This window comes from Ideonella lacteola (assembly GCF_038066555.1).
GTDB classification, from domain to species: Bacteria; Pseudomonadota; Gammaproteobacteria; order Burkholderiales; family Burkholderiaceae_C; genus Ideonella; species Ideonella lacteola.
In genome coordinates this window covers 51,779-73,846 of record NZ_JBBUTG010000007.1, presented here as the reverse complement: position 1 = coordinate 73,846, position 22,068 = coordinate 51,779, and the positions used below count along the sequence as shown (strand labels likewise).

Genomic DNA, 22,068 nt, shown 5'->3' with positions numbered 1-22,068 from the left:
TCCTGCGGTGGGTCGACTCCTGAGAGAGGATCGCGGAGTGTTGCGCTTCTTGCGAATTCGCAGTTCACCCCTTGGACGTCAGGATCCTTGGAGTTCAGGATCTCGCGCGCTCTTTCTGCGGAAGAGTCGATGACATGCAGCATTGACGACGGCGCTGCCATAGATTGCGAAGAGGGTCCCGACCTCGGGCGCGTGGCCTACGCCGATTTGTCGATGGGCCGGCATCGCTTGACCGTCAGGATGGGCAAGACCGGCGCAATGTCTGAAGCCTCTGCGACGTGGGAGATCGCCGCTCCCGATGTGGTGGTAGTTGGCGCGACTCCGGGGGGCATTTCGTCTGCCTTGGCGGCGGCCCGCGCGGGGCGTACCGTTGTTGTCATCGAAAGCAATTCGAAGATCGGCGGGATGATGACCGGAGGCTTGGCCAAGTCCGATACCGGTGGTGGAGGTGCCGGTGAAAAGGCGCTGGGGGGTATCACGCGCGAGTTCTTCGATCGCACTCGTGACCGGGAGATTGCCAAGGGCGCCTGCTCCAACGAGTACCCGTGCCCAATCTACTGGGACTTCGAGCCCCACGTGGCGGCAGAGGTCTTCGCCGACATGTTGGCGGAACAGCCGCGGGTCTTCGTGCAGTCAGGCGTTTCCAGCTTCACTGTTGTCCGCGATGGCGCCCAACTGAAGCGCCTGGTCACGGCGAGAGGCGACGTCAGCGCCAAGGTGTTCATCGATGCCAGCTATGAAGGTGACCTGATGGCCCAGGCGGGCGTCAGCTACACGATGATTCGGGAACCACGCCTGTCGGGCTCCGATGGCGTCGATCCCGCAGGAATCGAAGATGACGCTGGCTATGGTGGCCTTGTCACGCCGCCATATGGCAGGTCGGTCGATCCCTTCCTAGAGGCTGGAAAGCCTGAGAGCGGGCTTTTGCCGTTCGTCGAGCCGCCACCCGCTCCCGAGAAGGCGGTCGGCAGCGCGGACGACAAGCTCATGGCCTACAACTACCGGCTGTGCGTGACCGACGATCCCGACAACCGGATTCCATTCGCCAGACCTGCCGATTACGACCCAGCTCTCTACGAGGGATCGGCTCGTGTCGCACAAGCCGCGGCGGCGCAGGGCAAGCCGCTGGACGAGTTGTACTTCAATCCGGCGCGTACGGTGCGTTCGACCAATCCGAGGTATTTCAAGGGGGATCTCAACGGCGGCTCGGCCTTCTCGACCGACATGACTTCGCCAGTGTGGAACCAGGCTTATGCCGATGCAAGTAGCGCCGGTCGCTCCGCCATCGAGGCGGCGTACCGCGGCTATATCGAAGGCTTGCTGTACTTCTGGCAGACAGATCCCCGCTTTGGCGCACTGAATGCCAAAGTGGCTCGCTACGGCCTGTGCCGTGACGAATTTGTCGACAACGGACACTGGCCGTACCGTCTCTATGTCCGGGAATCGCGCCGGATGCTGGGCGAGTACGTGATGAACGAGAACGACGTTTTGCGCAATGGCCGGCGCGCGCCTATAGATGACGGCATTGCGATGGGGGCATACAGTGCCGACTCGCACATCCGACGCATCACCTGGGCGACGATATCGGTGGGTGGCGCGCCCGCCCGCCCCACAGTGGTCACTGAGGGATTCCGCATCATTCGTTTGCCTGGGTTTGAACCCTATCCGATCGCGTATCGAAGCCTCCTGCCGCGCCGATCCGAAGTCGAGAACTTGCTCAATGTTGGAACCTTGTCGGCTACCTCGATGGCTTACTCGTCGCTGCGGATGGAGCCTACGTTCATGATGATCGGGCAAGCCGCTGGTACGGCGGCGTCAATGGCTGCGCAAGCCAATAGCGCCGTGCATGATGTAGATGTCAAGGGTTTGCAGGCGCGCCTAGTGGCCGATGGCCAGATCGTGAAGTAGTCGTTCGTCATGAAGAATTTCGCCCTCATCGGTGCCGCCGGCTACATCGCCCCGCGCCACATGCGCGCCATCGTCGACACCGGAAACCGCCTGGCGGTGGCCAACGACGTGAACGACTCGGTCGGCATCATCGACAGCATCGCTCCGCAGGCCGAGTTCTTCACCGAGTTCGAACGCTTCTACGAGCACGCACAAATGCGCCGCCGGGATCCGGCGCAATCACTGGCCTATGTCTCGGTTTGCAGCCCGAACCACCTCCACCACGCGCACATCGCCGCCGGCCTGCGTCTCGGTGCCGACGTGATCTGCGAGAAGCCGCTGGTGCCGACCACTGCGCTGCTGGACGAGCTTGCCCGCGTCGAAGGCGAGACCGGACAGCGCGTTTTCAACATCCTGCAGCTGCGCCACCATGACGCGATCCTGAAGCTGCGCGAGAAGGTCGCTGCGGCGCCGGAGGATCGGAAGTTTGATGTGGAGCTGACCTACATCACGTCGCGCGGCAAGTGGTATGCGCAGAGCTGGAAGGGCGATCCGCGCAAGTCGTTCGGAGTGGCCACCAACATCGGGGTTCACTTTTTCGACATGCTGCACTTCGTCTTTGGACGGCTGCAGACCAACGTCGTGCACCTGAGTGGCGATGCGCAGGCTGCTGGCTACCTGGAATACGAACGAGCCCGCGTGCGCTGGTTCCTGTCGATCGATGCCAACGATCTTCCAGCGGCGGTTCAGGGCAAGAAGACCACCTTCCGCAGCATCGACATTTCCGGCGAGCAACTCGAGTTTTCCGAAGGGTTCACCGACCTGCACACCGTCAGCTATCGCGAGATCCTGGCCGGCCGTGGGTATGGCCTGGCCGACGCACGCCATTGCATCGAGACGGTGGAGGTCATCCGCTCTGCCGTGCCACGGGCGCCGGGCGCCGACGCCCATCCGTTTGTCCTGCAACGGCAAAGCGCCGGGGTCCCATGAGTGTCACGGTTCATCCCAGCGCCATCGTCGATGAAGGCGCCCAGATTGGTGAGGGCACCCACGTCTGGCACTTCAGCCACGTGTGTGCGGGCGCGCGCATCGGGCCGGGCTGCTCGCTGGGGCAGAACGTGTTCGTCGGCAACGACGTGCAGATCGGCCGTGGCGTGAAGATCCAGAACAACGTGTCGGTGTACGACGCGGTGACCTTGGAGGATGAGGTCTTCTGCGGGCCCAGCGTGGTCTTCACCAATGTCCACAATCCGCGCGCTGCCGTGGTTCGCAAGCATGAGTACCGCCGAACGTTGGTGCGCCGTGGCGCGACGCTCGGGGCCAATGCGACCATCGTTTGCGGCGTGACGATTGGCGAGTACGCCTTTGTGGGGGCTGGCGCGGTGGTGACGCGAGACGTGGCGCCGCATGCCTTGATGGCCGGCGTGCCCGCACGTCGCATGGGCTGGATGAGCCGGCATGGCGAGCGACTCGCCTTTGACACGTCGGGGCATGCCCGCTGCACGGCCACCGGCGAACGTTATGTGCTGCACCATGGCCAGGCCGTCTACGAGGGGTCGTGACGCCATGCAGTTCATTGACCTGAAGTCTCAGTACGCCGCCCTGAAGCCGGAGATCGATGCCGCCATCCAGCGCGTGCTGGACCATGGCCAGTACATCCTCGGGCCCGAGGTGGCGCAACTTGAAGCGGCGCTGGCCGAACGCGTGGGCGCGGCCCATTGCGTGACCGTGGCCAGCGGCACCGAGGCGTTGCTGATCGCCTTGATGACACTCGGCATCGGTCCTGGCGACGAGGTCATCACGACGCCGTTCAGCTTCGCGGCCACCGCCGAGGTGATCGTTCTGCTCGGTGCGACGCCGGTGTTCGTGGACGTCGAACCCGACACCGCGCTCATCGACGCATCGCTGATCGAGGCGGCCGTGACCCCGCGCACCAAGGCGATCATGCCCGTCAGCCTGTATGGCCAGGTGGCCGACATGGCCGCCATCAACACGATCGCCGCGCAGCGTGGCCTGGCCGTCATTGAGGACGCCGCGCAGAGCTTCGGTGCGACGCTGCACGGCCGGGCCAGTTGCGCGTTGTCCACCTGGGGCTGCACCAGCTTTTTCCCCAGCAAGCCGCTCGGCTGCTATGGCGATGGCGGCGCGATGTTCACCGATGACGCCGAGCTGGCGAAGGCGGCGCGCGAGATCCGCATTCATGGGCAGAGTGCGCGCTACGTGCACACCCGCGTCGGCGTGGGCGGCCGCATGGACACGCTGCAGTGTGCCGTGCTGTTGGCCAAGCTGCCCCGGCTGGACTGGGAGTTGGCACGTCGTGCGGAGCTGGGCGATCGCTATGCGCAGCGCCTGGCTGGCTTGCCGCTCGAGCTGCTGGCGGTGCGTCCGGGCCGCCAGTGCGTCTGGGCCCAGTACACCGTGATGGTGGACGACCGCGCTCGCCTGCAGCAGGTGTTGGCCGAGGCGGGCATTCCGACGGCGGTGCACTATCCGCGGCCGTTGCATCGGCAGCCCGTGTATGAATCGCAGGCCGTGGGAGCGAGTTGCCCGGTGGCCGACCGCCTGGCCGATCGGGTACTGAGCCTGCCCATGAGCGCCGACCTCACGCTGGCAGACCAGGATCGCGTGGCGGCTTCGCTGGCACGGGCCCTGCGCAGCTGACGGCTGGTGGAGCGGTTTCATGACAGTGGCTTGGTCGGGTCGGTTCTCCGAGTGGATGCGGCAGTCGCGGTTTGCCCGCAACGTCTGGCAGGTGGCGCGTGCCAATGTGCTGGCCCAGGCGCTGCCCGTGATCGCGGCACCGCTGCTGACGCGCTTGTACTCGCCGGCCGATTTCGGCGGGCTGGCCCTGTTCGCTTCGGTGCTGAGCGTCGCGCTCGCGGTGGGCACAGTACGTTTCGAATGGTCGGTGCCGAGCGCCCGCGCGGGCACCACGGCCGCGGCGCTGATGGTGCTCGGCTCGCTGGCCCTGTGCGGCTGCTCGTTCCTGCTGCTGTTCGCGTGGGTCGCGGCTCGGCACCGGCTGCCGTCTGCTTGGTCGGTCATCGATGCGATGGGGTGGCTGGTGCTGCCCGCGCTGGTCGGCGGCGGCATCCAGCAGTTGCTGCAGGCGTGGCATGTTCGGAGGGCGGACCTTTCCCCGATGGGAAGGGCCAAGGTGATGCAGAGCGCAGCGAATCTGCTGGTCTGCCTCGCCGCCGCCAAGCTGGGCCTGTACGGGCTCGTCGCCGGCGCAGTGGCCGGGGTGTGGGTCGGCTTGAGGACGTTGTGGTTGCATGCGACCGGGCTGTCGGCGGCTATCGCCCGCCTCGATCGGCGGCGGCTCGCCGTGGCGTGGCGCAGATTCCGCGCCGAGGCCGGCTGGTCGACGCTGGCTTCGGCCGTCAGCACAGCCAGCTTCGCCATCGTTCCATTCATGCTGGCGCGACACTACAGCGCCGTCGAAGTGGGCTACTACGCCCTGATGCAGCGTGTGGCCCTGGGGCCGGTCGGCCTGGTCGGGGCGGCGGTCAGCCAGAGCTTCTGGGCGGAGGCGGCCCGCCTCGTGCGGGCGGATCCCGCATTGCTTTCATCGCTCTACCGTCGCAGCAGCTGGCGCCTGGTGTGGGTGGCCTTGCCGCTGGCGTTGGTGGCACTTGCAGGGCCGCTGTTCGTGGGCCCGCTGTTCGGAGATGTGCAATGGGCCGGAGCGGGCTGGGTGTTGGCAGCCAGCGTGCCGATGCTGATCGGCCAGGTGATAGTGTCGCCGCTGTCGCACCTCATCATCCATGGCAAGCAGCACTGGCAAGCGCTGTGGGACGTGCTGCGCATGGCGCTGCTGGCCGGCTCGATCGAAGGGCTGGGTCGGGCAGGCGTGGATTTCCCCTGGACGGTGCTGGGCCTGTCGACGGTGATGGGTGCGATGTACGGATTGTTGATGCTGCTGAACCGGCGGGCTTTGAAGTTCGCCCAGGAATGATATGAGCCACGCGCAGGACTACTACGCTAACTACGGCGGCCTCGAGGTCGCTGACTACGTGGAGCGGCACATCCGTGGCTCGGCGTCGGAGATGGACCGGATGCGGCGCACCGTCGAGCTGGTCCCGCCGCAGGTGGCCACGCTGCTGGACGTCGGTGCGGGCCACGGCGTGTTCCTGGAAGAGCTGCGGACCGCACGGGGCATCGCCGGCGTCGGCATCGAAATCACGCCGGCCAAGGTCGACTACGCCCGGTCGCGCGGTGTGGACCTGCGCCTGGGCGACGCGGGCGCCCTGGCGTTCGGCGACCGTTCCTTCGACGCCGTCGTGTCATGCGAAGTGCTCGAGCATTTGCCGTTCGGCGTGTACGAAGCGGCGCTGTCCGAGTTCGCGCGGGTCGCACGCGAGTGGATTATCGTCACCGTCCCGTACGACGAGCGCCGCCGCTTCGTTCAATGCCCGTACTGCAGCGCCCGCGTGAACCCGGACTACCACTTCCGCAGCTTCGGTCCGGACAGCATGCGGGGCTTGCTGCCGGGTTTCCGTCTCGAGCGCACGCTGGCCCTGGGCCGGCAGCGCCGGTCTGCGCTGGTGGCGCTGGGGCGCCGGTTTTTCGACCGCTGGCCCCGCTTCCTGGTGTGTCCGAGTTGCGGCTTCCAAGAGCCCACCGCCGTTGCACCGAGCGCGACGAGCGCGGCGTCAGGCCAGGGCGACGCGGTCGTGCTGGCGCGCCAGGCCGCGGCCTGGGTGCCCGCGCGAAGCCGGCCGGTCTGGCTGGTTGGCGTCTTTCGCCGGGAGTCCCGCCATGTATGACGGCGATCACCGCCAGGCGTCCCGCGCCAGCGCCGCACCGGAGCCGGCCGACCGCTACGCTGGCCTGCAGCGCCAGGACTTCTGGGAGGAGGCGTGGGTCCGCCACATCGAGCAATACCTCGCCACGCCGCCGCGTGCGGGACTGTGGCTGGCGGCGCGGTTCGATCTGGCGGGCTGGTCGATGCTTGAGATCGCCGGCGGCTCGTGCCGTGACTCACGCTACCTGGCGGAACGAGGCGTCAACGCCATCGGCAGCGACTTCGACCAGAAGACGCTGGATTATCTGGCGAGGCGCTACCCGGATTCCCCGCTGACGCTCGCGTGCGAGGATGCCTCGGCCCTGTCGATGCCCGATCGTTCGGTCGATCTCAGCATGCACAACGGTTTCTGGGTGCTGTTCGCCGACGACGAGCGCCTGGTGGCCTTGTTGCGCGAGCAGGCCCGCGTGACGCGCCGAGTGCTGGTTGCCCTAGTCCACAACGCCGACAACCCGCGGGTGGTGGCCGCCTTCGCCCGCAAGGCCAAGACGGATCCGCTCTACGACATCCGCTTCTTCCGCCGGGCGGAGTTGCTGGGCCTGGTGACCTCGGCAGGCCTCGCCCCTCGCCGCATCAGCCTGGAAAAGTTCGGCGGCCCCGTCGATCGCCTGCTGTCGCTGCCTGGCGTGCTGGGCCGAGGCGCCCGGTGGATCGTGCCCCGCCTGTACCGTCTGCTGCCTTGGCGTTTTGTCGAGCGCACTGCCCTGGTACTCGAGTTTTGACAAACCTCGTGACACTGGCCCTCGCACACTCGTCGTGGATCAATGCCTGGACGCTGCGGCGCGCCTGCGCCGGCCTCGACGTCGACCTGCGGGTCCCAGCCGGTGTGCGCCAGCTTCCCTTGCCCGTGATGCCGCCGCAGGCGCGCGCCGAGTGGCAGTTCTTTACCGAAGAGGCTTCGTTGCGGCGGGCCCTGGATGGCGAACTGGACGGGCGCTTTCTGCCCGAGCGCTTTCCGATTGCCTTGCTGGACGACAAATGGGCATTTGCAGACTTTCTTGCGCAAGACGCCACCGGTCCGCAAGGCCTGGCGCAATGGCCCCTGGACGAGCCGGCCGGAGTGCGCTTTCCTTTGCTGCTCAAGGGGCGGCACTCCTGGGTCGGTGACCGGAAATTGCCGCGAGGCTGGGTTTGCCGCAGTGCTTGCGAATTGGCGCGGTGGCGCAGCCACTTGCGCGTGCAGGGGATGCAGGAGTCCTGGTTCTTCCTGCAGGAGTGGCTCGGCGACAACGCGCTTCAGCTGTTGAGCGTTGGTGGCTTCTTCGATGCCGACGACGAGTCGCGTAACCTGGCGGTCGTGACGTTGCGGGTCGCAGACTACGGCGACGACGGCCCCAGCTCGTCGGCGGCGCTGGCCACCATAGCCGATTCGCACGGCTTGATCCCTGCTGCCGAGCACGTGCTGCGACGCCTGCGCTACCGGGGCCCGTACGAGTTCGAGTTCATCATCGCCGGCTCCCGTCGATTGGCGCTCGAGCTGAATCCGCGCTTCTGGATGCAGCACGGCTTGTTCGTTGCCGCGGGCAACGGCCTGGTCAAACGCTATCTCGGACGGGAGACCGCGGAGGACCGTGCCGCGCCGCCTCCGCAGAAGCTGCTGTGGATCGACGGGTCGTGGCTGATGCGTCGGTTGCTGCGGCTGGACATGCAGGTGATCGCGCTCTGGCGCACCTGGGTGCGCCAGTCCGGCTACCGTGCGGTGGTCTGCCCCACGCCGATGCAGGTGCTCGGTGCCGGACTGTGGCTTGCCTTGGGCGGGGGGCGGCGTTGAGTTCGCCGCTTGTCATCCGGGCTGCCGCCCGGCGTGAGGCCGAACTGGCCTGGGTCTGCGAGGTGATCTTCGGGCGTTGGCTGGGCCTGGCCTATCGCATCGAGCCGAATGCGCAGGGCACGCCAGAGGTGGAGGTCGTCGCGGCCCGGGGTAGCGTTGTCTGGCCGGACACATTCTTGGCGAATGCGGACGCTCACTGGCTGCAGCTCGAGAGCCTGCCGGCGGTGCCACTGCCTTCATGGCCGATTCCAGAAGAGGTTCGCGATCGCGTTGGCCAGTCAAGTGCGGCGCAGTTTTTCGGTGATGGTCGTTTCGAGGAAGGCACCGCGCGCATTCGCCTGCCCATCGACATCACCGGCAGCATCTTCTTCATGCTGTCCCGCTACGAAGAGGCGGTGGCCGGGGCTGCCACCGATCGGCATGGCCGCTCCCCAGGCAGCGCCAGTCTGGCCCATCGCGCCGGGTGGGCGCTGCGCCCGCTCGTTGATGAATGGGTCGAACTGCTTTGGTGGGCGATCCAGCGGGTCGCGCCAGGCCTGCGCCGCCGAGCGAGAGCGCCGAAGGTGTGGGTCAGTTGCGATGTCGACGCACCTTACTCGCCCGGCGCCAAGGGCATCGGCTGGGCGCTGCGCCAGACAGCGTCCGACCTGGTGAACCATCGCAGTCCGGCACAGGCAGGGCGCACGTTGCTCAACGCCGCGGCCAGCCGTGTCGGCGTTACGCGCTTCGATCCCTTCGACACCTTCGACTGGATGATGGACGTGAACGAGCGGGCCGGCCACCGCGTCACCTTCTTCTTCATCAACGTCGACAGGCCGCTGAAGATCGATGGCTGCTACGAACTTGGCGAACCCCGCGTCTCGAGGCTGCTCGAGCGCCTGGTAGCCCGGGGTCATGACATCGGCCTGCATGGCAGCTATGCCAGCGTCGACTCGGCCGACCGACTGGCTGGCGAGCTCGAGGGCCTGCGCAGCGCCGTCCGGCGGGCCGGCGGATCGCAGGACGCCTTCGGCAGTCGCCAGCACTACTTGCGCTGGCGACCGCGCGAGACGGCGCGGATGCTGGATGGCCTGCCGCTTGCCTACGACTCGACGCTGGCATTCGCCGACGTCGCTGGATTCCGCTGCGGCACCTGCCACGACTTCCCGCTGTTCGAGCTCGTCGGCGGACGCGCGCTGGCGCTCGTCGAAAGACCGCTGGTGCTGATGGAGGCGACCGTGATTTCGCGCGCCTACCTGGGGCTCGGTTTTGGCGAGGCGGCTCGCGACCTGATGATGGGCCTGCGCGAGAGTTGCCGCCGCTTCGGGGGCGAGTTCTCGCTGCTGTGGCACAACAGCAATCTGGTCCATCCGGCGGCGCGCGAGCTTTACGCTGAGTTGCTGCAGCCTTGGTGATGCGCATCCTGCTCGTCAATCACTACGCGGGCTCACCTGAGCTCGGCATGGAGTACCGGCCGTACTACCTTGCACGGGAGTGGACGCGGCTGGGTCACGAGGTGACGATCGTCGCAGCGTCGCAATCGCACGTCCGGGCTCGGCAGCCGAAGGCCGGCGTGCAGATCATCGACGGCATTGCCTACCGTTGGCTGCCCACGCCGCGCTATAGCGGCAACGGCGCGGCCCGGGCCTGGAACATCTGGCGGTTCTGTTCGCAGGTCTGGGCGGGCGCGCGGCAACTGGCGACCGACGTACGACCTGACGTGGTGATCGCCAGCAGCACCTATCCGATGGACATCTGGCCGGCTCGTCGCGTGGCCCGGATGGCCGGGGCGCGGCTGGTTTTCGAGGTCCACGACCTCTGGCCGCTCAGCCCGATCGAGTTGTCGGGCATGTCGCCATCTCATCCCTTCATCCGGCTGTGCAACTGGGCCGAGGCGACGGCCTACCGCGACGCCGACGCCGTCGTCTCGATGTTGCCGAAAGTGCATGACTACATGGCCTCGCGCGGACTGGACTTGCACAGGTTGAGCATCGTTCCCAACGGCATCGTGCCCGAGGACTGGATGGATGTGCCTCCGCCTCTGCGTGCCGACGTCGCACACGCGCTCGCGCGGGCACGCGTCAGCGGTGAGACGGTGGTGGGCTATGCCGGTAGCATGGGGCTGCCCAATGCGCTCGACGTGCTCATCGACGCCGCGAGGCTGCTGCAGGATCGGCCGATCTCGTTCGTGCTGGTGGGCGACGGGCACGAGCGAGAGCGGCTGCAGCAGCTAGCCGCGGGACTGGACAAAGTCTGCTTTCTGCCGCCGATCCCGAAGGCCCAGGTTCCCGCCTTCCTGGCGAGTATCGACGTGGCCTACATCGGCTGGCAGCGCGTGCCGCTGTACCGGTTTGGCATCGCGCCGAACAAGCTCATGGACTACATGATGGCCGGCTGCGCCGTGTTGCATTCGGTGGAGGCCGGCAACGATCCGGTGGCGACCAGCGGCTGCGGCCTGACCGTGCCGCCCGGGGATCCGCGGGCGGTCTGCGCGGGGCTGCTGCGGCTGGCGGCGCTGCCGGCGGCCGAGCGGCGGGCCATGGGCGAACGCGGCCGTGCCTTCGTGCTGGCGGAGCACACCTACCCGGTGCTCGCGGCGCGCTTTCTGAAAGCGATCCTCCAGCCATGAGCGGCGAGTACGACGAACTCCAGGCGCTGGCGGAACGTTACCAGCGGCGCGCAGGGCCGGACCGCTACAGCATGCTGCAGCCGGACGTCTGGCTGACCATGCAAGAGCGCCAGAGGGCCTTGCTGCGATTGTTCGCGAGCCAGGGCCACACCCAGCTGTCTCACTTGCGTTTGGTCGAGGTCGGTTGTGGTGCCGGGGGCAACCTGCTCGAGCTGTTGCGGCTGGGCTTCGCCCCCGAGCGTCTTGTCGGCATCGAGGTACTCGCCGATCGGGTCGAACGGGCCCGTCAGGTGCTTCCTGGCGGCGTGACGCTGTGGCACGGCGACGCCCGCGTGGCGCCCATCGCCCCGGGCAGCCAGGACATCGTCTTCGTCTCGACCGTGTTCTCGTCCTTGCTCGACGACGCTTTCCAGCAGCAACTGGCCGATGCCATGTGGCGCTGGGTGGCGCCGGGCGGAGGCGTGCTTTGGTACGACTTCACGGTGGACAATCCACGCAATCCCGACGTGCGAGGTGTGTCGCCTTCCCGGGTGCGTCAGCTGTTTCCCGCGGGCCCGCCGCGATTCAAGCGCCTGACCCTGGCGCCACCGCTGGCGCGGCGCGTGGCAAGACTTCATCCCGTGCTTTATGCCGTCCTCAACGCCTTGCCACTGCTGCGCACCCACCTGCTGGCCTGGATCGACAAACCGAAGACATGAGCTCATCTTCCGCTGAACCCTTCCTGGCGTTCGCCCTGCCGGACATCGGCGAAGCCGAGATCGCCGAAGTCGTCGACACGCTGCGATCGGGCTGGGTGACGACCGGGCCCAAGGCGCGTCGCTTCGAGGCGGCGTTCACCGAATTCCTGGGTGATCCGTCACTGCAGTCGATCGCGGTGAACTCGGCCACGGCAGGCCTGCATCTGGCGCTGGAGGCCGTGGGCGTGGGGCCCGGCGACGAGGTGATCACCACCACCCATACCTTCACGGCCACGGCGGAAGTGGCTCGCTACCTGGGCGCCGACGTGAAGCTGGTCGACATCGACCCTGCCACGCTCAATATCGACCCGGCGGCGGTGGAGGCAGCCGTCACGCCACGCACCAAGTGCATCATCCCTGTGCACTATGGCGGCTTGGCGGCCGACATGATGGCCATCCTGGACATCGCTCGTCGCCACGGCCTGAAGGTGGTCGAGGATGCTGCGCACGCCTTGCCCACCACCTATCGTGGTGCTCTGGTGGGCACTCTCCAGAGCGACGCGACGGTGTTCAGCTTCTACGCCAACAAGGCTATCACCACGGGTGAGGGCGGCATGCTCGTCACCCGCGATGGGGCGCTGGCCGAGCGGGCCCGGGTGATGCGCCTGCACGGCATGAGCCGCGACGCGTTCGACCGCTTCACGGCCAAGGTGCCCAGCTGGTACTACGAGATCGTGGCGCCCGGCTTCAAGTACAACCTCACCGACATCGCGGCGGCGCTCGGCCTGCACCAGCTGGCGCGCGCCGACGCATTCCAGCGCCGCCGTGTCGAGCTGGCGGCCGCCTACCGGTCGGCCTTGTCGGGCCTGCCGTTGGTGCTGCCCCCCGAGCCTTTGCCCGGTGATCGGCACGCCTGGCACCTCTACGCGGTGCGCCTGAGCGACGATGCCCGTATCGGCCGGGATGCCTTGATCGAGCGCCTGTACGCCGACGGCATCGGTTGCAGCGTGCACTACATCCCCCTGCACCGTCACCCCTATTGGCGCGAACGCTATGGGCTGCGCGATGAGGACTTCCCGCACAGCCAGCATGCGTTCGAGCGCATGCTGAGCCTGCCGTTGTACACGCGCATGGGCGATGCCGATGTGGCGCGGGTGGCCGCATCGTTGACCCGCGCGTTGGCTGGCTGACACCGTGGCTTTGATGCTGATGGCCAAGCGCTTGTTTGACATCATGGCTGCCTTGCTTGGTTTGGCGGTACTCGTAGTGCCGGGTCTGTGGCTTGCCGCATGGATCAAGCTGGACTCACCCGGGCCCGTGTTCTTTCGCCAAGAGCGGGTGGGGCGCCACGGCCGCCTTTTTCGTATCCACAAGTTCCGCACGATGCGGGTGGATGCCGAGCGCTTGGGCGGCCCATTGACCGTCGGCGCCGACGCGCGGGTGACGCGCGTGGGCCGCTGGTTGCGGGCCCATCGGCTCGACGAGTTGCCTCAGCTGATTGACGTGTTGGTGGGCGAGATGAGCCTGGTGGGCCCCCGGCCCGAAGTGCCCCGCTATGTCGCGCTCTATCCGGCTGACTTGCGCGAGCGCGTGCTGGCCGTGCGCCCTGGCATCACCGATCCGGCCTCGCTGGCGTTCCGCGGTGAGGCGGGTCTCCTGGCGGCTGCGGCCGATCCCGAGCGGGAGTACGTCGAAGTGATCCTTCCCAAGAAGCTGGCGCTGGCAGCCGAATACGCCGCTCGCGCGAGTCTGTGGACTGATCTGGGCGTCGTGTGGCGAACCATGGGTGTCTTGTTCGCGCGATGACCACGACTCGTCCGTCCCCTCTCACGGTCTGGCATCGGCTCGACCGCTTCCTGGCCAGACTGCGACCCCATCGCGAGCCCCTGTCGCTGGCGATCGACGCGGTGATGGTGGCCCTGGCATGGAACGCCACCTACCTCTTCCGCCTCGGCTTCGAACGCTGGTGGAGCGCGCGACCGGGCTATGACGCCTGGGTGCTGCTCGGCGTGGTGCTGGTGTACTTGGCGGCCTTCGCGTCAGCCAAGGTGCCGCAGAGCATGTGGCGCTTTTCGGGGTTTGGCGAGGTGAAGCGCCTCACCCTGGCATGTGTGGCGGCTGGCCTCGTGAGCGCTGTCGGCGTCATGGGCATGCAACTGGTGCAGGTGCCCCGCGCCGTGCTGGCGTTGCATCCGGTGGTCACCCTCATGGCGGTGTGCGTCATTCGCATTGGCTATCGCATGCTCTATGAGCACTCGCGCGCCCGCATCACCGGTGGCGACGCCGAGGTGCGCCGGGCACTGGTGCTGGGCGCCGGCGATGCGGCCAAGCGCCTGCTGGCCGGCATCCACCAGCAGGGATGGATCGTGCTCGGCCTGTTGGATGACGACGTCGCCAAGCAGGGCGCTCGCATCGCGGGCGTGCCGGTGCTGGGCCCACTGGAGTCCGTTCGCGACAAAGGCGTGCGCGGTGCGGCGACCCACCTGATCATTGCCCTGCCTGCTGCGACTGCGGCGCAACGCCGGCGTGCGGTGGACTTGGCGGGCGAGGCCGGCTTGCCCGTGTTGACCGTACCTTCGGCCGAGGAGCTACGTACCGGCGACGCCGCCGTCGACCGCGTGCGCGACATCGAGCCCGAAGACTTGCTCGGCCGCGAGCCGGTCGAGCTGGACGAAGCCGGCATCGGCGATGTGCTGCGCGGCAAGACGGTGCTGGTGACTGGCGCCGGCGGGTCGATCGGCAGCGAGCTCTGCCGCCAGGTGGCTCGCTTTCAGCCTGCGACGCTGGTGCTGTACGAGCTCTCGGAGTTCAACCTTTACACCATCGAACAAGACCTGGGCGAACGATTTCCTGGCCTGGAGTTGGTTCGCCTGATGGGTGATGTGAAAGACCTTGCGCATCTGCGCGGTGCCTTCGAACGCTGGCGCCCGCAGGTGGTCTTCCATGCGGCCGCCTTCAAGCACGTTCCCTTGATGGAAGAGGAGCACAACGCGCTGGCGGCGTTGCGCAACAACACGCTGGGCACCTACCACGCCGCACTGGCGGCCGCAGAAGTGGGGGCTGAGCGCTTCGTGCTGATCAGCACCGACAAGGCCGTGAACCCCACAAACGTGATGGGGGCCACCAAGCGGGCCGCCGAACTGGTGGTCTCTGCCATGGCCGCTGAGCATGCGGGCACCCGATTCATGGCGGTGCGCTTCGGCAACGTGCTCGGCTCTTCCGGCAGCGTGATCCCGAAATTCAAGGAGCAGATCGCCAAAGGCGGCCCCGTGACGGTGACCCACCCGGAAATCATCCGTTACTTCATGACCATTCCGGAGGCGTCGCGCCTCGTGCTGCAGGCCGCCGCGATCGGCGAGAGCGGGCAGGTGCTGGTGCTCGACATGGGCGAGCCGGTGAAGATCGTGGATCTGGCGCGGACGATGATCCGGCTGGCGGGGCGCAGCGAGCGGGAGATTCCGATCGAGTTCACGGGGTTGCGGCCCGGCGAAAAACTGTACGAGGAGCTTCTAGCCGATGGGGACGCGACCCTGCCCACCGGTGTGCCGCGATTGCGCTTGGCCTGGCTATGCCAGACGCCAACCTCGCCAACCCTGCGACAATCCTTGATTGCACTTCAGACAGCCAATGTCTTCGGTTCTGTTCCAGCAGTGCGTGCTTTCCTGGTGCACTGGGTGCCGGAGTATCAACCTTCTCCCTGACTATTCCGGCCCAAAAGACGAGCTTGCTGCTGCGCCCGGGCTCACATCTTCGCCATGCAATCGATTCCTGTCCGATCTCCGTACCAAGTCCAAAAGGATGTGCTGTACGCCCTGTTGCTGAGGGAGTTCTCGGCCAGATTCGGCCGCAGTCGCGTCGGCTTTTTCTGGGTATTGATCGAGCCGATCACCCACGTAGCCTTCCCTGTACTGATGTTCGGCTTCATATTGGATCGGCATGTCACAGGCTACGACTACCCTGTCTTCCTGATGTATGGTCTGCTGCCGTACTTCCTGTTCCGAAGCATCTGTATGCAGACCATGGACGGCGTCAACACCAGTCGCGGATTGCTGTCGTACCGACCTGTACATCTGATTGACGTCATCTTCACCAAGGCCATCTTCACGTTTTGCCTTGAGTCAATGCTGTTCCTCATTATTGCGACAGCGCTGACCGTGTTCTTTGACTACCAGTTGGTGCCGGCGCGTCCGGTGGAGTGGCTGTGTTTGATGCTCGGAATCGTGCTGTTTGCGCTGGGTCTCGGCATGATCCTGGCGGCGATGACGAGCTTTGCGCCTGACATCAAGTCCGTGATTCGCATCATCTTCCTGCCGCTTTATCTCATCTCGGGGGTCGTGTTGCCGATCTCCCGATTTCCGTCGCGGTGGCTGGACGTCTTGGCCTGGAATCCCCTGTTGCACTGGATTGAGGGGAGCCGGCACCTCGGGCTACCGCACTATCAGCCGATTGCGCAACAGTCCTACGCGGTAGTTTTCTTCTCCTCTGCCGTGACTCTGTTCTTCGGCCTGTCTTTGTACCGCCTGCGAAGGCTCAGCCGGGTTACGACATGATTCGCGTCGAGTCTCTGACCAAGAGCTACCTGACCTTGAGGGGCCGCAAGACGGTCTTCCGCGACCTCGATTTCGAGGTGCCGGAGAACCGCAGTGTCGGCCTCATCGGTCGCAATGGTGCGGGCAAGTCCACCATGATGAGACTGTTAGCAGGAGTGGATCTTCCCGACAAGGGACGCATCGTCACTCCACAACGCTTGTCTTGGCCGGTGGGGCTGTCTGGCGGCATGGTGCCTTCAGCGAGCGCGCGCGAAAACGTTCGCTTCGTGTGCCGCTTATACGGCGTCCGCGGCGAAGCAATGAAACGAGTCGAGGAGTTTGTGGCGGGCTTCGCCGAGATCGGTGACTGGTTCGACCTGCCGCTCTCATCCTATTCATCCGGCATGCGTGCGCGAGTTGCATTCGGAACGAGCATGGCCTTCCAGTTCGACTATTACCTGATCGACGAGGTCATGGGCGTAGGCGACGCGCGCTTCAAGGCCAAGAGCCGGGTGTTGTTCGCGGAGCGGATGAAGTCTTCCAAGATCATTCTTGTGTCCCACAGTATGAAACTCATCAAGTCGATGTGCGAGGTGGTGGTCCACCTCGATAGCGGGCGGGCGACCGTCTATGAGGACGTGGATGCTGGCATCGCCGCGTATGAGCGGATCGGAGGCAAGGATTGAAGCGGCTACTGAAATTTCTGTCGCGGCGGAATCTTGCGCTGTTGCTCATCGGCATACCCACGTTACTTTGCGCGATTTACTTGTACGTCTTCGCGGCCGATCGCTACCAAAGCGAATCTGCAATCACGATCAAGCAAAGCGGCGACCAGTCGGTGGGTTTGGCGGGCTTGGCCTCGATCTTTGCGATCAGCGGTGGTACCAATGCGCACGCCGATTTGATGCTGCTGCAAACCCATATCCTGTCGATGGACATGCTGCAGGTCGTCGACAAGCAACTGGGCCTGCGTAAGGCATGGTCGGCCCCCAGGATGGACTTTTTCTTACGCCTGCCCGAGTCGGCGAGCGCCGACGATTTCCTCGAATACTGGCGCAACCGCGTCGAAGCGCGCTACGACGATGAGTCCGGGCTGCTGATCCTGCATACCCAAGGCTTTACGGCCGAGCAATCGCAACAGTTGAATCGCGTCATCGTCCAGGAAAGCGAGACGTTCATCAATCAAATCTCGCAACGATTGGCACGTGAGCAGATGAACTTCGCGGCTGGAGAATTGGCCACCGCATCCGACAAGTATCGCCAGGCCAAAACCAAGATGCTGGCGTTCCAGGAGAAGTACCGGATGCTCGACCCGGCCGCGCAGGCTCAGGCCACTACCGCGCTTTCCCTGGAGTTGCAGTCGCGTCTGACCAAACTTGAGGCAGATCTGCGAACCGCCAAGTCGTATATGGACGAGCACTCTTATCAGGTAAAGGCGATGCGGCAGCAAGCTGACGCCTTGCGTGAGCAGATGGCGGCGGAAGCTGCACGCGGCACAACGGATTCGAAAGGCGCAACGCGCCTGAGCACACTGGCTGGTGATTTTCGCGAACTTGAGATCGAGGTCAATTTCGCGGAGCAAGCTTACAAGTCCGCGACGATTGCCATGGAGACGGCGCGCGTCGAGTCGATGCGCAAGATCAAAAGCCTTGTACTCGTCGCGTCGGCAACCAAGCCTGATGAGGCGGCCTTTCCGCGGCGCGGCTACGACCTCCTGGCCCTCCTGCTGGCCTTCTCGCTCGCATTCGGTATTGTCCGCCTGCTCATCACCACCATTGAAGACCATCTCGACTGAACGTCGGCATTGATACGGATCGATTGCGATGAGTTGGCACAAAGACTCGTTTTGGGCCGGAGCCTGCGAAGCGGCACTCTTGGCCGCCGAAGAGTGTGAGCTGGTGATGGTGCCCAGCGAGTTTCTCGACCTCCACCCGAAGTTCGTCCCGTTGGAGTACTCGTGGGGACTCGACCATGTCGGTCGGCGAATTGCATGGTGCTGCAGCAAGGACGATGCCCATCGGCTGGCACCCTGGGTGCACGAAGACCATGCGAACCGTCGCCACTGTCGCTGGGCCAACGAAGTGTTCGTCCTGTGTGGGCGATTTGGCTGGGCCAAGGCCGCATCTTCGCTGAGCGTGCGGCATTGGCATGCTTGGCGCGAACGTGTCGGCGAATACCTCGCCGGGAGGGGTGACCCGACCAAGGAGTTTCGCCCCGCACCAGGAGCACTGACGGGCAGGGGGCCGCGGGTCCTTGTTGTCGGCGCATCGGCGATGGGCAACATCGGCGACGACCTGTTGTCCTATGTTGTGGCCAATATGCTCCGGCAGTACGCCAAGGCCAGGGTCTGGTGGAGCGACTCTGACGTCGCCCCCGGCCATCTGCGGCGATTCGACGCCGTGGTGGTCGGCGGCGGCGGGCTGATCTATGCGAGCAGGGACGGCCGCAACGAGACGCAGAACCTAGCCAACTATCTGAAGTTCGGCCCGATGTGCCGGGCGGCGGGGCTGCCGGTGGCCTTCATCGGAGTTTCGGACCAGGATCACGCGGGCGGCATCGACCGGGACGAAGCCACCCGCGAATTCGCGCGGCGCTGCCTGCCCGCATTCCAGCTGTCGTCCACACGCGATGCGAACAGCAGTGAGCTGCTTGAACGCTTCGGTGCGGTGGACGTCCGGACCGGGCCGGACTTGCTGTTCGCCTGGTGTTCTCGAGCGCAGAAGGCAGTGCGGCCGACGCGGGCCCAGCCGCCGCGCGTGGCCATGGCCGGCGAACTGCTGGGCAATCCCCACCTCGCCGCAGGTGTCCAGGAGCCTTCCAGCGCCCTGGCCCAGGCATTGGCCGGTCGGCAGATCGATCTGCTGCTGATGTCGAACGATGACGTCTCGCACATGAAGCGACTGTCCCCGCTGTTGATGAAACTTGGGTCGACGCCGTCGATTCAGGATGTCCGCGGCCTGGCTTTTGAGACACTCGTACACGCGTTCGCGCAGTACCAGGGTTTGATCACGACCCGCTTTCACGGGCTGGTCATGGCGATGCTTTGCCAGTTGCCGGTGCTGGCGCTGGATGTCCCGGACGGTAAGAAGTCGCGCCTGCTCAACAAGGTGTCGCGTGAGGCCGGGCAGCAGTTGCTGACCACAGATGTGACCGTGGAGGTTGGCATCCAGCGACTGGCGGACGCGGTTCGCGGCGAAATGAGCGCAGTGCCGATGCGGATGGTGGAAGCGCTTGAGCGACGCACCGTCGTCCACGTCGATGCGATCAAGCAATTGATGGCGCCATGGGGTGCGGTCGAGCCGGTCGCAGGTGACTTGGCCGCTGAGCCGGACGTCCAGCCCTTGCCGCCCACCTCAGGTTGCGGTGAGAGGTACCGCACCGACGACCTCGTTCGTAATGCGGCCGATCGTCGAGGCAGCGTCGCGCTGTGCTGGGCCGCTTCGACACCGGAAACCTCGGGATTCGGTAACTTGGGCGATTCACTGAGCGCGGTGATGGTGGCGGCCTTGTCGGGGCGCCGCGTCCGTCACGTTGGCTTTTCGCGTCCTGAGAGCAAACTGGTGGCCGTCGGCAGCATCGCTCATGCCATCCACGGCGGCGAGGCCATCATCTGGGGCAGTGGCGTATCGATTCGCGGCGGAGTTCTAGCCCGCAGCGTGCCGCGCACGCACTACGACGTCAGGGCTATCCGTGGGCCAATCAGCGCACGCCACCTGCGCGATTTCGGCATCGACGTTCCCGAGGTGTACGGCGACCCGGTGTGGCTGCTGCCCTCGATCTTTTCTGAGCCCGTCGAGAAGCGATACGAGTTGGGTGTCATCCCGCACATTCAGGATGTCCAAGGTTTCGGTCCCGGCGCCCGGCCGCCTGCCGATTCGATGCGCTATCGCATCGATCCCGCGGATGCGGATAAGGTGACGTTGATTAACACTTGGCACGAGCCTACTTGGCAGGGTCTGGTTGATAACCTCCGGAAGATCCTGGCCTGCAAGCGGATCGTGTCGCAGAGCTTTCACGGCGTCGTGATTGCGGAGGCTTACGGTATTCCGGTCCTGAACTTCCGTCAGATGGTCGGCGTCGAGAACGGGCCGATGACCATCTCGCTGCAGGAGGAGTGCACGACCGACCCGCGTATCTGGGAATTCTTCCGTGGTGGTCCTCGGCCGACGTTCGAGATGTATGCGCAGCGCCGCGAAGATCGAACGGACTGGGACCGGGTCATCCGGGCGATCGACGAGCGCTGGACCCCGTTCCGCTATGACGCCTCGGCGCTGGTGGAGAGCTTTCCTCTGCCGCTGGCCTACGATCCCTTGACATCGCGGCTGCCCAGCACTGCGGTCCTGCGCGATCTGCGCTTTTGACAACCCTCCACGCAAGCCATGCAAGCAACCGAGCAGCCTGATTCGATCGAGTCGGCAGACACGCTTTCCCTTGGGCGACCAGGTGGGCGTCCGGCGCGTATCGCCATCGACGGCTTCAACCTTGCGCTGGACAAGGGCACGGGCGTCGCCACGTATGGGCGCAATCTCAGCCACTCGCTGAAGTCCCTGGGCGCGCAGGTCGACCTGCTGTACGGGGCACCGATTAAGGCCAAGCACGACGACCTGTTGAAGGAAGTCATGTTCTTCGACTCGTCGCCGCCGGACCTCCACAAGATCATCAAGACCCTGCGGATGGTGCGCGCGCTGGGCTTCCGCAACCGCCACCAGGCCTTCCGAATTCCGGTGACAGGCGCGGTCATCACCGACGGTTTCGCTTCACGGCTGCCGCGGTTCGACAATCTCTGGAACGCTTACCGCCTGTTCGACCGGGGCCAGATCAAGTTCGACATCTTCCGCTCTTTGCAGAAGGTGAAGCTGCCGCAAGCCCCGGACGTGATGCATTGGACCTACCCTTTGCCGATGCGCGCGGCGAGTGTGCCCAACATCTACACTTTGCATGACCTCGTACCGCTACGCCTGCCCTACACCACGCTCGACCGTAAGGCCAGCTACTTCGGCCTGATGAAGTGGATCGCGAATACCGCGGACCACATCGTCACCGTCTCCGAGGCGTCGCGCCGTGACATCGTGAAGCTGCTGGGCGTGCCGGAAGACCGGGTGACGAACACCTACCAGGCTGTCCACGTGCCAACACACCTGGCCGAGCGAAGTGATGACGAGGTGGCTTCCACGATCGGCGGCGCGTTCGGCCTGGAGTTCCGCGGTTACTTCCTCTTCTTCGGTTCCATCGAGCCCAAGAAGAACATTGGCCGCATCATCGAGGCCTACATGTCGGCCGGCGTGGGGTCGCAAATGGTGGTTGTGGGCGCGCGCGCCTGGCGTTCTGCGCAGGAAACGCGGCTGCTCGATCTCGTGCCCGGCAGCGATCGCCGAATCAAGCGGATCGACTACGTGCCCTTTCCGATGCTGATCCAAATGATCCGCGGCGCTCGGGCGGTGGTCTTTCCCTCCCTGTACGAAGGCTTCGGCTTGCCCGTCCTGGAGGCTATGTCGTTGGGAACTCCAGTGATCAGCTCCACCACGAGCTCTATCCCCGAAGTCGCGGGCGACGCCGCATTGCTAGTCGACCCGTACGACGTGGCCGCGATCGCGCAAGCCATGCGACGCCTCGAGCACGACGATGATCTGTGCTTCGAGTTGTCGAAGCGGGGTCGGCGCCAAGCTGAGAAGTTCTCCGAGAAGGCGTACCAGGCGCGCCTGGCCAACCTGTACCGCCGCCTGGGCGTCGGGAATTGCTGAATCGCCTTCTTCACAGGTGGCGCTCTCGGCGCGAGACCGGGTCGGGTA

19 protein-coding genes are annotated in these 22,068 nt (G+C 65.4%); all 19 read left to right on the top strand.

Annotated elements, in window-relative coordinates:
• Positions 1–129: 129 nt before the first annotated feature.
• Genes AACH06_RS13670 through AACH06_RS13580 form a run of 19 tightly spaced genes read left to right on the top strand, consistent with a single transcriptional unit; the run spans position 130 to position 22,020 of the window.
• The gene (locus tag AACH06_RS13670; protein WP_341426269.1) at positions 130–1,908 is read left to right on the top strand and encodes an FAD-dependent oxidoreductase; all 1,779 of its coding nucleotides are present in this window, start codon (positions 130–132) and stop codon (positions 1,906–1,908) included.
• A gap of 9 nt (positions 1,909–1,917) precedes the next feature.
• Positions 1,918–2,877 (top strand): Gfo/Idh/MocA family protein, encoded by a 960-nt coding sequence (locus AACH06_RS13665; protein WP_341426267.1) that lies wholly within the window; start codon positions 1,918–1,920, stop codon positions 2,875–2,877.
• Entirely contained in the window at positions 2,874–3,449 is a 576-nt protein-coding gene (locus tag AACH06_RS13660) for an acyltransferase (RefSeq protein WP_341426266.1), read from the top strand. The genes AACH06_RS13665 and AACH06_RS13660 overlap by 4 nt, the downstream gene beginning before the upstream one ends.
• A 4-nt stretch (positions 3,450–3,453) precedes the next feature.
• Positions 3,454–4,548, top strand: a complete 1,095-nt coding sequence (locus tag AACH06_RS13655; RefSeq protein ID WP_341426265.1) for a DegT/DnrJ/EryC1/StrS family aminotransferase — start codon at positions 3,454–3,456, stop codon at positions 4,546–4,548.
• A 19-nt stretch (positions 4,549–4,567) separates the two neighbouring features.
• Entirely contained in the window at positions 4,568–5,845 is a 1,278-nt protein-coding gene (locus AACH06_RS13650) for a lipopolysaccharide biosynthesis protein (RefSeq protein WP_341426264.1), read from the top strand.
• Position 5,846: 1 nt separating this feature from the next.
• Entirely contained in the window at positions 5,847–6,656 is an 810-nt protein-coding gene (locus tag AACH06_RS13645) for a class I SAM-dependent methyltransferase (protein ID WP_341426263.1), read from the top strand.
• Positions 6,649–7,416, top strand: coding sequence for a class I SAM-dependent methyltransferase (locus AACH06_RS13640; protein WP_341426262.1), 768 nt, complete (start codon positions 6,649–6,651; stop codon positions 7,414–7,416). The genes AACH06_RS13645 and AACH06_RS13640 overlap by 8 nt, the downstream gene beginning before the upstream one ends.
• An 8-nt stretch (positions 7,417–7,424) precedes the next feature.
• The gene (locus AACH06_RS13635) at positions 7,425–8,465 is read left to right on the top strand and encodes a hypothetical protein (protein WP_341426261.1); all 1,041 of its coding nucleotides are present in this window, start codon (positions 7,425–7,427) and stop codon (positions 8,463–8,465) included.
• Positions 8,462–9,859: a polysaccharide deacetylase family protein gene (locus AACH06_RS13630; RefSeq protein WP_341426260.1), complete on the top strand. Its 1,398-nt coding sequence runs from the start codon at positions 8,462–8,464 to the stop codon at positions 9,857–9,859. Before AACH06_RS13635 ends, AACH06_RS13630 begins: the two co-directional genes overlap by 4 nt.
• On the top strand, positions 9,859–11,073 hold the full coding sequence (locus tag AACH06_RS13625) for a glycosyltransferase family 4 protein (protein WP_341426259.1): 1,215 nt from the start codon (positions 9,859–9,861) through the stop codon (positions 11,071–11,073). The genes AACH06_RS13630 and AACH06_RS13625 overlap by 1 nt, the downstream gene beginning before the upstream one ends.
• The gene (locus tag AACH06_RS13620; RefSeq protein ID WP_341426258.1) at positions 11,070–11,771 is read left to right on the top strand and encodes a class I SAM-dependent methyltransferase; all 702 of its coding nucleotides are present in this window, start codon (positions 11,070–11,072) and stop codon (positions 11,769–11,771) included. The genes AACH06_RS13625 and AACH06_RS13620 overlap by 4 nt, the downstream gene beginning before the upstream one ends.
• Positions 11,768–12,940 carry a DegT/DnrJ/EryC1/StrS family aminotransferase gene (locus AACH06_RS13615; protein ID WP_341426257.1) on the top strand — a complete coding sequence of 391 codons (1,173 nt, stop codon included), beginning with the start codon at positions 11,768–11,770 and terminating at the stop codon, positions 12,938–12,940. Before AACH06_RS13620 ends, AACH06_RS13615 begins: the two co-directional genes overlap by 4 nt.
• 19 nt (positions 12,941–12,959) lie before the next feature.
• The gene (locus AACH06_RS13610) at positions 12,960–13,556 is read left to right on the top strand and encodes a sugar transferase (RefSeq protein WP_341426410.1); all 597 of its coding nucleotides are present in this window, start codon (positions 12,960–12,962) and stop codon (positions 13,554–13,556) included.
• Positions 13,553–15,451 carry a polysaccharide biosynthesis protein gene (locus AACH06_RS13605; RefSeq protein ID WP_341426256.1) on the top strand — a complete coding sequence of 633 codons (1,899 nt, stop codon included), beginning with the start codon at positions 13,553–13,555 and terminating at the stop codon, positions 15,449–15,451. Before AACH06_RS13610 ends, AACH06_RS13605 begins: the two co-directional genes overlap by 4 nt.
• Positions 15,452–15,505: 54 nt before the next feature.
• Positions 15,506–16,300: an ABC transporter permease gene (locus tag AACH06_RS13600; protein WP_341426255.1), complete on the top strand. Its 795-nt coding sequence runs from the start codon at positions 15,506–15,508 to the stop codon at positions 16,298–16,300.
• The gene (locus tag AACH06_RS13595; RefSeq protein ID WP_341426254.1) at positions 16,297–16,965 is read left to right on the top strand and encodes an ABC transporter ATP-binding protein; all 669 of its coding nucleotides are present in this window, start codon (positions 16,297–16,299) and stop codon (positions 16,963–16,965) included. Before AACH06_RS13600 ends, AACH06_RS13595 begins: the two co-directional genes overlap by 4 nt.
• Entirely contained in the window at positions 16,962–18,074 is a 1,113-nt protein-coding gene (locus AACH06_RS13590; protein ID WP_341426253.1) for a KpsE/RkpR family capsule polysaccharide export protein, read from the top strand. The genes AACH06_RS13595 and AACH06_RS13590 overlap by 4 nt, the downstream gene beginning before the upstream one ends.
• Before the next feature lie 28 nt (positions 18,075–18,102).
• The gene (locus tag AACH06_RS13585; RefSeq protein WP_341426252.1) at positions 18,103–20,640 is read left to right on the top strand and encodes a polysaccharide pyruvyl transferase family protein; all 2,538 of its coding nucleotides are present in this window, start codon (positions 18,103–18,105) and stop codon (positions 20,638–20,640) included.
• Positions 20,641–20,658: 18 nt separating this feature from the next.
• Entirely contained in the window at positions 20,659–22,020 is a 1,362-nt protein-coding gene (locus AACH06_RS13580) for a glycosyltransferase family 4 protein (RefSeq protein WP_341426251.1), read from the top strand.
• The last annotated feature ends 48 nt before the right edge of the window (positions 22,021–22,068 follow it).

Coding starts and splice junctions, on each gene's coding strand:
- AACH06_RS13640 (WP_341426262.1), top strand. CDS start 6,649: ATGTATGACGGCGATCACCGCCAGGCGTCCCGCGCCAGCGCCGCACCG.
- AACH06_RS13645 (WP_341426263.1), top strand. CDS start 5,847: ATGAGCCACGCGCAGGACTACTACGCTAACTACGGCGGCCTCGAGGTC.
- AACH06_RS13620 (WP_341426258.1), top strand. CDS start 11,070: ATGAGCGGCGAGTACGACGAACTCCAGGCGCTGGCGGAACGTTACCAG.
- AACH06_RS13660 (WP_341426266.1), top strand. CDS start 2,874: ATGAGTGTCACGGTTCATCCCAGCGCCATCGTCGATGAAGGCGCCCAG.
- AACH06_RS13665 (WP_341426267.1), top strand. CDS start 1,918: ATGAAGAATTTCGCCCTCATCGGTGCCGCCGGCTACATCGCCCCGCGC.
- AACH06_RS13615 (WP_341426257.1), top strand. CDS start 11,768: ATGAGCTCATCTTCCGCTGAACCCTTCCTGGCGTTCGCCCTGCCGGAC.
- AACH06_RS13595 (WP_341426254.1), top strand. CDS start 16,297: ATGATTCGCGTCGAGTCTCTGACCAAGAGCTACCTGACCTTGAGGGGC.
- AACH06_RS13585 (WP_341426252.1), top strand. CDS start 18,103: ATGAGTTGGCACAAAGACTCGTTTTGGGCCGGAGCCTGCGAAGCGGCA.
- AACH06_RS13670 (WP_341426269.1), top strand. CDS start 130: ATGACATGCAGCATTGACGACGGCGCTGCCATAGATTGCGAAGAGGGT.
- AACH06_RS13600 (WP_341426255.1), top strand. CDS start 15,506: ATGCAATCGATTCCTGTCCGATCTCCGTACCAAGTCCAAAAGGATGTG.
- AACH06_RS13610 (WP_341426410.1), top strand. CDS start 12,960: ATGGCCAAGCGCTTGTTTGACATCATGGCTGCCTTGCTTGGTTTGGCG.
- AACH06_RS13580 (WP_341426251.1), top strand. CDS start 20,659: ATGCAAGCAACCGAGCAGCCTGATTCGATCGAGTCGGCAGACACGCTT.
- AACH06_RS13650 (WP_341426264.1), top strand. CDS start 4,568: ATGACAGTGGCTTGGTCGGGTCGGTTCTCCGAGTGGATGCGGCAGTCG.
- AACH06_RS13605 (WP_341426256.1), top strand. CDS start 13,553: ATGACCACGACTCGTCCGTCCCCTCTCACGGTCTGGCATCGGCTCGAC.
- AACH06_RS13655 (WP_341426265.1), top strand. CDS start 3,454: ATGCAGTTCATTGACCTGAAGTCTCAGTACGCCGCCCTGAAGCCGGAG.
- AACH06_RS13625 (WP_341426259.1), top strand. CDS start 9,859: ATGCGCATCCTGCTCGTCAATCACTACGCGGGCTCACCTGAGCTCGGC.